Raw genomic sequence first — 12,086 nt, 5'->3', positions numbered from 1 at the left:
CGTAATTGGATAATATCAACGTAAAAAGGCTCCGTAGATTAAATTCTGTAGTACGTTTGAGGTAAAACCACCTGTTAATTCACGTAGCGTCGCATAAAAAATTTACTCTGAGAGTTTTCACACAGCCTGTGGCATTAGTTAGCTACCTGAAATGGAGTCCCACTGGCAGGTATGAGCTTGCAGGAGGCATAGACTTATCAACTCTGATTGCTCCTCATCCTGACTGGCTCCTGCGCCACCACAGCGGTCATTCGTCATCAAATAGTTAATGCTAACTGAGGACATCAGCAAAATAAAAAAAGAGATACTTTTCTAATGGTTAAGTTATCTATCAATGGGGCTAAGGGTCCCTGATGAATGCTGGCCAATCACATGAGTATAGATTTGAGTAGTCTTCAAATCATTATGGCCAAGTAATTCTTGTACCGTTCTAATATCAGCTCAATTTAACAGCAACTGAGTCGCAAAACTGTGTCTGAAAGTATGCGCTGTGATGCCAAAATATTTAGCGTTGTTGCCAGAGTATTTAATCGGGTGTGTAGATTATCTGATTGGAGTTGCTAGAATCGAGTGCTTTCTACAATTTACAGTTAATACCCTAAATTTATTTAAAACTTACATGAATCAATGTCCGCTTTGGGGGTTTAGATCTAATTCCGTGCAAAAATTCTCGGCACAATCTCAATTGTGAATGGATGTGAGTTTTTATATAAAAACGATAACGTTAGGATCCCTGATCTGCCGTTTTTAACTCAAAAGCTAAGGTCAGCAATGGCTAATAGCGGACATAAATATCTATTTCTATGGCGGCAAGGGGCACATAGCCTCTTAGATTTTTAACTTTAGTATCGACTTATGTATCCCACAACTGGCTGTTATTTGCATCATATGATTCGCTAGTGAGGACATAATTGTTGGGTAAAAAACCTAAATATTGGTGGCCAGTTTAACTGTTCTACTATAATCCTAGCTCTATCTCACTGAGAGGCACATATCGTCATAAAATTTATGATGCCTGAGTGCACATTGAACATTCTATATTTTTATCGTCAGCTTTGATTATTTTATCGGTTACTAACTGAGTGTAGGGTTAACAACATTATTCAACAATTAAAGAGTAGAAATGTGTTTGTATTACTGAGATATACATTTAGCTTCTATGGCACTTAACGCCCTGAGCCTGAGATCAAGTTAAACGTTACCTAAAAGCAGTGGTGAGCCTCTATCTTTTAAGGCGCGTAAGTACTGCGTTTCATTGTATGGTGTTTCATCTTACCAACACTTGTACAATCCTTATCCACTTGAAGGCTAGTGCTCGTATAGCTGCTTGGTGAGAGCTACCTTTCTCTCTTTGTTGTAGATAATATAAATTAGCCCTGTAAGATTTTAGGCGTGAATGGGTTACCCATTCTATAAATTTTTGTCGTGATAATGTTGAACATTGCCAGCGCCAATGCCCCCAGGATTTCTGGCCACTTCGTTCTGTTACAGGTGCTATACCTGCATACTGTTGTAATTCTTGTGCTGATTTAAACCTATCTTGTTGTTGCCCAAATGCCGCAAGTAATCGTGAGGATAGGAGCGTAAGGAAGCTTACCATCAAGTTTTCCAATTACTTCCTTATGAATTTTTTACTGTCGTTAAGCAAGCATGTTATCAGATAAAATAATGATTGAGAACAAAGTTACAGCCGTTATAGGTACAACAATAAATCATAGCGGGCTAGTCGTCAGGTGAGTAGTCTATTTACTGCTAAAGATTTGTCTCATAGCTTGTAAGGAAAATATGCAAATAATTTATATCCAAAGGGTTAGAGACTGTGCTTTTAGAGTATTTTTAGTGATAACCAACTTTAGTTGGTTCCTATACGATTCTTGATTCGGCAAGCTATCTACTATTACAAGCTTGTTGCGGTACGTCTTCTATTGGGGATGTAATGAAATAAAAGGGTATTGATACGTTCATCGATGCATCTTTAAAGAAGGTCATTACTATCCCATCCCAAAGTCTATGGCACGAGATGAATGTCGCAGTACCTCTATCAGACTGAGTGCAACCTGAGCGATGATTAGCAGTCTTTAGTTAAAAATAAATTAGGAGTTTATAATAATGAATTTAACACAACTTTTACATCGCAATGTACTGCTGCGTCCAGATCAGGATGCCGTATGTTATCAAAATAGATCTTTGACCTACCGCGAGTTGGCGAAGCGTGTCGCATGCTTAGCAGGTGGACTGCGTAATATTGGTGTTAAAGAAGGTGAAAGCGTGCCTTTGTTGTCGATGAATTCCAGTCGCTATCTAGAATACCTGTTTGCCGTTCCTTGGGCAGGGGCAGCCTACAATTTGGTGAATGTGCGCTGGAGTGTTTCAGAAATAGCTTTCTCACTAGTTGATTCTGGTGCTCGATTTCTTATTGTGGATGACACCTTTGCTTCAATGGTGGCAGAGATAAAAGAAAAGACACCACTACTGGCGTTTGTGATTTATGCAGGTGATGGCGAATGTCCTGAAGGCATGCTTAGCTATGAGCTATTGCTTACAGAGGCGGATCCTATTGAGGATGCTTATCGAAGCGGTGATGATCTTGCAGGTATCTTTTATACAGGCGGCACTACTGGTACGCCTAAAGGCGTTATGCTGAGTCATACGAATTTAATGACGTTCGCATTGACAGGTGCTCAGATGAGTGGATTGTCTGCTCAGCCCCGTTGGTTGAATTGTGCTCCTTTGTTTCATATCGCAGGTCTAGGTATGTTGTTGATGTCGTTTATGCTGGGGGGAACTCAAATTATATTACCTGCGTTTACTCCATCTGAGGTGATAAAAACAATTCGTAAGCAGGATGTGACGGATATGTTACTTGTTCCAACTATGATACAAATGCTGTTAGATTATCCCGATTTTGATGTGGATGACTTTGTGAGTATGCAGCACATTCTTTACGGTGCCTCTCCCATGCCTCAGGGAACGATGAATAAAGCGCTGAAGCAATTGCCTGATGTTGGTTTTATTCAAGGTTATGGTATGACTGAATGTGGTTTGATCTCTATTTCAGCTGCTAGCAACCACACTGCTGAAGGGAATAAGTCGGGACGGATCCGTAGTGCGGGTCTTCCTGGCCCTGTACAGCAAGTTCGTATTGTAGATGAACTTGGTGTTCCTGTGCCTTCTGGAACTGTTGGTGAAATTACGCTTCGTGGGCCAAATATTATGCTGGGTTATTGGGGGAAACCTGAGTTAACTCAAAAAGCTGTTGTTGATGGTTGGCTTTACACTGGAGATGGCGGCTACATGGATGAGCAGGGCTATATCTTCGTGGTTGATCGAGTGAAGGATATGATTATCTCAGGGGGAGAGAATATTTATTCTGCAGAAGTGGAGACAATTATTTCGCAACATCCGGCTGTCGCCCAGTGTGCGGTGATCGGTATCCCCTCTAATGACTGGGGTGAGACAGTTCATGCCGTGATCGTGCTTGCTCTAGGAGAAAAAAACTCAGATAGTCTGACCACCGAACAGCTGCGTGACTTCTGTAAAGAATATATTGCCAGTTACAAATGCCCTAAATCTATGGCATTTATTGATTCTCTACCTATTTCTGGAGCGGGGAAAATACTCAAAAACGAATTACGCAAACCTTATTGGAAAAGTCGTGAGGCACAGGTGTCTTAACAATACCGACTAAGCAGGTCAGCAATCTTAACTGATTACCAGCTTAGTTGGAAAGCTATACCCAAACTACCTCAAGATACAACAGTCTCATCTTGTAGTCGCTTGGGTATATATTCGTGAAATAACTCCAAATAGGATATATCTAATGAAAGAGATAACTAGTGTAGTTCATCTTGAACGTTATTCAGATGGCGTTGCCACACTATCTATGATGAAGGAAAAAACGCTTAACGCTCTTGACGAGACGTTATTAGTCGAATTGCTAGAGAAGCTTAAAGAAGCAGACGCTGACGATGATATTAAAGTCGTAATTCTCACCGGAAGTGGCCGCGGGTTTTGCTCTGGGGTCGATCTTACAGGTGGCATATTGCAAGAAAATGCAGATAAACTGGATGACTGGATCAGACAATTCGCCAACCCGGTTGTAGAATGTATACGATCCATGTCTACAGTGGTGATTGCGGCGGTTAACGGAGTCGCCGTAGGAGCAGGGGTTAGTCTTGCACTTGCCTGCGATATTGTCATGTCTGCAGCATCCGCTCGCTATTTTCTAAGCTTTGCCAAAGTCGGAATGGCTATGGACATGGGGATATCGTGGATTCTGACCCGAAGGATCGGCCCTATGCGTACCGCAGCCTTGACTATGTCTGCTGAGTTTTTAGATGCGGAAGAGGCGTTGCAGTGGGGGCTATGTTATGAGGTCGTGGATGATGTTGAACTGATGTCGCGAAGCTGTGAATTTGCCAGTCGAATTGCCAGTAAGTCCGCTCCTGCTTTGAGGGCACTGAAGTCCCAGATAAATTTCGCTGATGCTGCGACCCTGTCAGAGTCGCTGGGCTATGAAGCCGAGGTTCAGGGAATGCTAGTGCAAACTGATCAAGCGCAACAACTCATCAAAGAATTTTCAGAGCGATAATTTACATAAAGGAAAATGAAGCTTGTTTATGACGTTATGTCATTACTTGCTAAAATCCTTTATTTGTTTGGAAAGTCAGAATACGCCTCACACATGATCGAGCACCTTGCTCAATTCCCAACTTACCAAACTACGTTTAACTACGTAATCGCGGTATCAGCTGTTTTGGGTATATATGTAGCGTTTGTTTGGGAATTACATCAGGATTTTTTTGGAGTAGTGCTGATGGGTAAAGGTTCTTAGAAAAAGTTCAAACGTCATGTCTTTCTGACTCGAATATTGTGTTTTTTATTTCGATAGGCCAACTTGAATGACATTGATCTATGCCGCGTAAAGGTCAAATTATTGAGAGGAATTACAGTAAATTAATACGCCTATTAATGAACAGCATTTAGCTGTTGGTCATTATTTTATCGACACATCAGAAATAACAATATCTGTTTTTGAATGGGGTTCCGAATACAAGTCCCTCCTACCTACACTTGTGCTGATACATGCGACTGGCTTTCATGCCCGTTGCTGGGATCAAGTCGTAAAGTATCTGGGCAAGCGCCATATATTAGCGATTGATTTACGAGGGCATGGTCAAAGCGATAATACCCCCATTGTGGATTGGAGAGCATTTGGTCAGGATGTTGACGAAGTACTCACTAGACTGGACATTGAGAATGCGGTCGGCATTGGCCACTCGATGGGTGGCTTCACAGCATGCTATTCAGCTTATCTTAATCAGGATCTATTTTCTCAGATTATATTAATAGACCCTGCTATTATGTCACCTGATTCCTATAGACGTGATAATAACCCAATAGCTGTAGCAGCAGGCGAACAACATCCAGTAGGAAAAAGACGTAATACTTTTTCCTCTGTTGAAGAGATGTTCACTCTGTACAAAAAACGGCCACCATTCAATACCTTCGATCAGGGGGTATTATCAGATTACTGCAAGTATGGACTGACTAAATCGGAAGGTGAACACAAATTTCAGTTGGCCAGCCCTCCAGCTTTTGAAGCTTCTGTTTATCAAAAGGCTGCGTTTTTTAAGGATATATATAAGATTGTTGAATCAATATCACTACCCATTACAATCATAAGAGCCATGGAACCAGAGAGTTTGGAAGATCAACGTAGCTTTATGCACTCACCGACCTGGCCCGATCTGGCAGCAAAACTACCTTCCGGTAAAGATATTCATTTACCAGATGCTAGCCACTTAGTACCTATGCAAAATCCGAAACGTATAGCGGATTTAATCCTTAGTGAAATAAAATACCTAGGGGACTTAGACAATACAGAAAACGTAGCGCCGGAAGCGATAAATTAATTTTTGTCGCAAGATAAAATGCAGAGTATCTTCGACGTATCCCTGTCCTAGATCATATCCCCGCGAAACTTGAAGATGCTCATATCAGGAAACCTGAGCGAATCATAATCAAGTGGAACGGGTACATATAGGAGTTTTCTGGATCGTACTGATAATAGGCCAACCATAGAGAGCTTTTTATATGCACTTCACCATAAACTTGGCCGAACGGCAGACAAATATCTTTTAGTCCACCACATGGACCATTCGACTTGGCCACATTCACTAGCTTCGCTTGAATTTCCTCTGCTACCTGAGGGATGAGTAACTCAGGAGGACCCTGGTCTATATGGATCTGATTGTCAGGGATCGTGTGCTTTGTTAGCATTTTTTTACAAACCGCGCGATATTTTGCTTCCAATAACTTTGGAACTTGGTCTTTACCTGAACCACTTTGCATTAGTGAGGGATAGGTACTAACTAGGTGGCGTTGACCATTACCTACTTTAGCAAGAAAAAGGCCTACTTTAAGGACGCGCGCATTGAGTTCCTGAAGTTTACTGGCTTTTGGGCTAGCATTTACACACAATAATAACGGACTACCATCTCCTCAATGATTATCAACATGCACCTTGAACACAGGGCAGAGACTGCTGCGTAATAACTTCCAGTCATCGGACAGAAAAACATGGTCTTTATGCTGGTCGAATGAGACTCCCTGACTAACCAGCCAACCCCTTTGTCATACTGAGAACTTACGATGGCGCGGAGTAAGCTGGTTTCCTCGCTGATTTCAACAGCAGCTGATATCCCTTTTTTTGTGGCGCAACTCAGTTTTTTATTAAGCTGCGCCAGCAACTTAGGAATACCGTGTTTTTTCTAACTAACACGGTAATGGTACTCCCCAGCTGCTTGGCGAGATGAATCCCATTGTTCAGAGCCACTTGTTCCTCTTTTTGGATTGATAACAACTAGTATGTGTCTATTAAAGTGGATATCTTTATTAATTGGCATGACAATTATCATCCTTTTTTGCGTTTGGAGTTGCGGTGTCTTGAACTAACGCAACTTTAGGGCTTAATGGATCATTAGTTTGTGCTAGCGTCGGACTACGTTTGTATAAAAGGCTAGCTATCGCAGGTAGGAAAACCAGCGCGCCGATCATGTTCCAGACAAACATAAAGGTCAGTAATATGCCCATATCAGCTTGGAATTTGATTGGTGATAACACCCAAGTACCTACACCAACGCCTAACGTTAGGCCAGTAAAGGCCACGGCCTTACCGGTAGTTTTCAGCGTATTGAAATAGGCATCTTTTAAGTTCATGCCAGCGTTGAGGTAAGTTTCAAGTTTGCTGTAGATATAGATACCATAATCCACCCCAATACCTACGCCTAAAGCAATAACAGGCAGAGTAGCTACCTTGACTCCGATACCCAATTTAGCCATTAATGCCTGACATAATAGCGAGGTCAGTGCCAGTGGTAGCAGAATACAGATAACAGTTCGGATGGAACGGAAGGTGATCAGACAGAGAATACCAACGACAGCGTATACCCAGAACAGCATTTGGTACTGTGCCTTTTCGATCACCATATTTGTGGCCGCTTCAATACCGGCATTACCCGCGGCCAGTTTGAACGTCAATGTATCCAGATCCTTGAATTCATCAATAAAGGCCTCTGCTTCAGCGACCACCGCTTTTAATGTTTCCGCTTTATGATCGTTGAGGTAGATAAACACAGGGGTTAGACTGCAGTCTGTATTGTAGCTGCCAGGTGTGGCGGTGACTGAGGCTTGATCCAGTAAAGGTTGATTGCGGTTCAGTGCCAGCCACTTGATGTTTCCCTCGTTATATCCTGTCATCATTTGTTTGGTGTGATTCACAAGCGATCGACCCGATTGAACCCCCGGTAATTGTTGCATTCGCCATTGCAGTTGATCAATGGCATCCAGTGTTTGATAGTCAGAACATTTTTCTTTGGCAGATTGCACCATTATCACAAAAATATCGGTACTGGTGGTGTAGTTCTTTGTGATGAAAGCGTTGTCCAGATTGTAGCGGGAATCAGGTCGAAGTTCGGGTGCACCAGCGTCTAAATCACCAATCTTTAGTCCTTGACTCTGATGTACTCCAAAAGTGGCTATTAACAGAGCAACAACAAGCAGTAACCACGCTTGACGTCGTTGGGTAAAGGTAGAGAGCAGCTGCCAGAACTGGTGTTTGCCATGTTCTTCTGAGTGGAGTTGTTTGTTGACTGATGCTTGACTAATACCTGCATAAGACATCAATATCGATAGCAGGATCAGGTTGGTCAGAATAATGACTGCTACTCCCATACTCGCGGCAATCGCTAGGTCTTGGATCACGGGAATTTCGATGACCATCAAAGTGGCAAAGCCGACACCATCACTTACTAAGGCGATGCTGCCAGGAATATAGAGGGAGCGAAAGGCTCTACGGGCAGCAAGTTCTTTATTAGCTCCAGTAGCACTTTCATGGGCGATCGCATTGATAATCTGTACTCCGTGGCTGATACCGATGGCGAACACGAGAAACGGCACTAGCATGGAATATGGATCTAGGCTATACCCTAATGTTTTCAATAGCCCAAGTTGCCAAATTACCGCGGTTACCGAGCAAAATAGTGGCACGACTGCACTGCGTAGGCAACGAGCGTAGGCATATAACATGACCAGCGTAATCAACAAGGCTACGGCGAAGAAAATGATCACTTGGTTGGCTCCGTCGATCAGGTCGCCAACGACTTTGGCAAAGCCCGTGATATGGATTTTAATTGTCTCACTTTGATACTTATTTCGTACCAAATCTTCTAATTTGTTGGAGAAGGCCTGATAATCAATTGGTTCACCAGTCTCAGGATCCTTTTCCATCAGTGGCACATAAACCACCGCCGACTTAAAGTTATTGGCCACTAGTGCGCCTACTTGGCCAGATTTGAATATATTTAACTTGAGTTTTTCCAGTTCTGAAGGGGAACCATCGTAGGTGTCTGCAATCACGGCATCACCCGCAAGACCCTCTTCAGTTACCTCGTGCCAGCGCACAGATGAAGCCCAAATTGATTGCAGTGCTGTGCGATTAACGCCTGAGATGTAGAATACTTCGTCGTGGACTTGCTTTAGTGTCTCTTGAAATTCTTTAGTGAAAATATCACCTTCAGTGGTTTCCACTGCAATACGGACGGCACTCCCCAAACCTTTGAGATCATCCTTATGCTCCAGATAGTTGGCAATGTAGGGATGGGAGGTGGGGATCATCTTCTCATAGCTGGCCTCTGGGCGGATCTGACTAGCCTGAAAAGCAAAAAACAGCGTTAACAGTGCAAACAATATCAGCCATACAGGACGGTGATTAAAAAATATTCGTTCAATGATAGGTTCGCCAACGCTCGCTGGTTTAAGAAGCGTCTGCTCCAATTGGGTATTAATACTGCTCATAGGCACGCTCTGTTATTTATTTTTTTTCAGTGGGTTATGTTTCAGTGGGATGGATTGTAGGCCACCCAATCCGACAGTTAACAAGCCGGTATCACTATGATTTATCACTGCACTGAGTGGCAGTTTATTAAGGGTCTGGTTGAGATGATACACTTGACCCTTAGGGTTGATCTGGAGTGTAAATCCGCCATTTCCTACCAGCGCTACAGAGCCGTCGGACAAACGGGTGGCGCCAAACAGACTGGCATCTATGCCAGTATCAATGTCTTCCCATGTGCTACCCCGGTTAAAAGAGATGAATACATTGCCGCGCAGACCGTAGGCCACTACCGCATGATCATCTGTACCAACGTCACCAACACCGACAACGCCAAAAAATGTTCCGTCATAAGGACTGTCTAATGAAATCCAACTCTTTCCGTTATCGTCTGAACGGAACAAAGCGCCTGCTTCAGCGGCAATATAAAGGCTATCACCCACAGGGCTAATTGAGTTTAAGTGCAGTATATCCGGGTTGTCGATATGTTTGGTCCAAGGTTGCCAGCTGTCACCACTATCTGTGGTGTGAAGGAATAGTCCATAGGCACCGACAATAAAGCCCTCCTTGTCATTGCGAAACCATACATCCAGAAATGGTCGGCTGGCGCCTTCGGTGACAAAGCTCTCTGCATCTTCAGCGGCGATGGTGAGGCCCTCCAATTGCCCCTCTAAATCGTCAAGCTGTTCTGGGCTTGCTGCTTGCATCGCCGTTTGGTTTTCGGCCAAAAGTAACTGTGCATGTTTAAGCATTAGTTGGTTTGCTTGTTCACCGTCTAGCTGTTTATGCCAGTGAATACCACCATCTGAGGTATGTAACACCACGCCATCGTGGCCAACAACCCAGCCATGTTGTTCATCAACAAAATAACTGGCCGTTAGGGTGACTCGAACAGGTACCTGCATTTGCTTCCAGTTGGTGGCATTGTCTTCGGAGATCAGGATATGACCTCGTTCACCAACAGCAATTAATCGGCTGCCAATCTGATCCACATCCATTAAAAGACTATGTTGGGCCAATGGACTGAGTATTGCTGGCTCTACCAGTGCATCGTTTTGAGCAAAGCCAGGTACTGAAGTAAGTCCTAAGCAAGCAGCGAAAGCCGAAGCAGCGTAATAGCGTCGAAGAAGTTGTAATAATAGCTGTCGACAGATACTAATCATAAGTTATGTTCTCTGGTCATATAAATGGGAACGGTATAGATAATTCTAGATAAATACTGAGTTATCAGTAGTGTGCGAAGCATAAACTGAACTGACCCTATCCATAGGGTCAGTTCAGACTAATCTAACGTCGGCTCATCTTTCTTACTTGAGCTGGGGTATAGAATTTGTCACCTTCACCCTTGTAAATTTTCATTGGTATGCGGTCTACTAAGTTAACTGCATAGTTACCGTTTTGAAGATCAACATGGTAGAACGATCGCATACGTGTCACGGGTACATCGTAGGCGTTCAGCATGTTGGCTAGACCGACACGCCATAATTCTCCACGACCATCGTAGCTATCGGTGACGACCGCCGCCCAGCTATCTTCATCAAGGTAGAACGTACGTTTACCGTAAACGTGGCGCTTACCTTCGGCTAAGGTTGATTCAACCATCCATACTCGGTGTAACTCATAGCGGGCATAGGTGGGGTTTAAATGATGTGGCGTTTGAATATCGTCCGCCTTGCCATTTTTGGTTTCGAAAGCGGCAATAAGGCCGTTATTGTTGTAGGGAATATACATCTCCTTCTTACCGACCAGCTTCCAGTCATAACGCTCTGGCGAGCCATTGAACATGAACACTTCGTCGTAAACGCTTTGTCCCGCGAACTGAGCATTGGGAGTATCCATACCTATGGTAGGAGCTCGGCGCACTCGGCGTTGGCCTGGAATGTACTGCCATGCCTGTCGCGGCGTCTCTGATGCATTAACCGCATCATGGAACATGATCACCTCACCTTTACGCCTAACCGGTGTATCGTATTGGACTAACAGTTGCATAATGTTACCGTTATAGCTGCTGACATCCTTGGTGGAATCGAAGTAGGGATAAGTATCCCAAACGATGCCGCCACCTTTAGTTTTTTCACCGTTGGGATAAACCGTGTCGCTACGAAAATCATAGTAATCACCTTGGCCAACCCAGCGCAGGAGGTGGTTCCAAATTGCCTCGTGTCCATTTTTAGGCATTGGGAAGGGGTAACCTCCGAAAGCGTTAACCACACCGTTTCCGCCCTCTTTTAATTCGGCATTCAAGGCGTTTTTCTTGGTATTGTCGTAGACCCATTTAGGTGCCGCAGCTGTGCGGTGGGTTGGATAGACGGGCATATTGAAGGTTTCGGGATACTTGGCGAATAGCGCCTTTTGGCCATCGCTCAACTTATCGGCATATTGCGAATAGTTGCTAGCATTAATGGTAAACAGCGGTTTCTCATCGGCAAACGGATCAATACGGGTGGTTCCTTCACCTTGGTATCCCGCAGGTGGTTTGGTCATGCCACCAGTCCACTCAGGGATAGAGCCGTCAGCGTTACCGGCACGTTCAGCACCAACCGGTGTTAATGCCGCAGCCAGCTTAGCCGCTTCCTGTTCGGAAACCTTGGCCAGCACATGTGCTGAATTAAGGGCGAGTAATACGAGTGAAGCTGTAAAAATTATCTTTTTCATCATTTAGTTCCTTAGACTTTAACGTCTTGTCTCTGTT

At 43.8% G+C, this 12,086-nt stretch carries 7 protein-coding genes and 2 pseudogenes; 3 read left to right on the top strand and 6 right to left on the bottom strand.

Annotated features, from left to right (window positions below; translation table 11 throughout):
• Positions 1-324: 324 nt before the first annotated feature.
• Positions 325-495: pseudogene (locus H4J59_RS19155) on the bottom strand (tyrosine-type recombinase/integrase); the annotation flags it as partial.
• 696 nt (positions 496-1,191) lie between these two features.
• Positions 1,192-1,579 (bottom strand): annotated as a pseudogene (locus tag H4J59_RS01230) (transposase); the annotation flags it as partial.
• Positions 1,580-2,109: 530 nt separating this feature from the next.
• Here H4J59_RS01230 and H4J59_RS01225 point away from each other — a divergent pair.
• The 3 genes from H4J59_RS01225 to H4J59_RS01215 all read left to right on the top strand — a co-directional run bounded on the left by H4J59_RS01225 (position 2,110) and on the right by H4J59_RS01215 (position 5,915).
• On the top strand, positions 2,110-3,675 hold the full coding sequence (locus H4J59_RS01225) for a long-chain-fatty-acid--CoA ligase (protein WP_182236100.1): 1,566 nt from the start codon (positions 2,110-2,112) through the stop codon (positions 3,673-3,675).
• Between the two features lie 145 nt (positions 3,676-3,820).
• A complete protein-coding gene (locus H4J59_RS01220) occupies positions 3,821-4,591 on the top strand; it encodes an enoyl-CoA hydratase/isomerase family protein (RefSeq protein ID WP_182236098.1) in 771 nt (256 codons plus the stop codon).
• Between the two features lie 484 nt (positions 4,592-5,075).
• On the top strand, positions 5,076-5,915 hold the full coding sequence (locus tag H4J59_RS01215) for an alpha/beta fold hydrolase (protein ID WP_182236096.1): 840 nt from the start codon (positions 5,076-5,078) through the stop codon (positions 5,913-5,915).
• Positions 5,916-5,994: 79 nt separating this feature from the next.
• Here H4J59_RS01215 and H4J59_RS01210 read toward each other — a convergent pair whose 3' ends face one another.
• The 4 genes from H4J59_RS01210 to H4J59_RS01195 form a co-directional block, all read right to left on the bottom strand.
• Positions 5,995-6,483, bottom strand: a complete 489-nt coding sequence (locus H4J59_RS01210) for a hypothetical protein (RefSeq protein ID WP_182236094.1) — start codon at positions 6,481-6,483, stop codon at positions 5,995-5,997.
• 414 nt (positions 6,484-6,897) lie between these two features.
• Positions 6,898-9,357 carry an RND family transporter gene (locus H4J59_RS01205; protein WP_182236092.1) on the bottom strand — a complete coding sequence of 820 codons (2,460 nt, stop codon included), beginning with the start codon at positions 9,355-9,357 and terminating at the stop codon, positions 6,898-6,900.
• A 12-nt stretch (positions 9,358-9,369) separates the two neighbouring features.
• Positions 9,370-10,557, bottom strand: a complete 1,188-nt coding sequence (locus tag H4J59_RS01200) for a YCF48-related protein (RefSeq protein ID WP_182236090.1) — start codon at positions 10,555-10,557, stop codon at positions 9,370-9,372.
• A 124-nt stretch (positions 10,558-10,681) separates the two neighbouring features.
• A complete protein-coding gene (locus H4J59_RS01195) occupies positions 10,682-12,052 on the bottom strand; it encodes a DUF1329 domain-containing protein (RefSeq protein WP_220469679.1) in 1,371 nt (456 codons plus the stop codon).
• Positions 12,053-12,086: the final 34 nt, after the last annotated feature.

The sequence above is a fragment of the Colwellia sp. MB02u-10 genome, assembly GCF_014077185.1.
GTDB lineage: Bacteria > Pseudomonadota > Gammaproteobacteria > Enterobacterales > Alteromonadaceae > Cognaticolwellia.
This window is presented reverse-complemented; position numbering and strand designations above follow the sequence as displayed.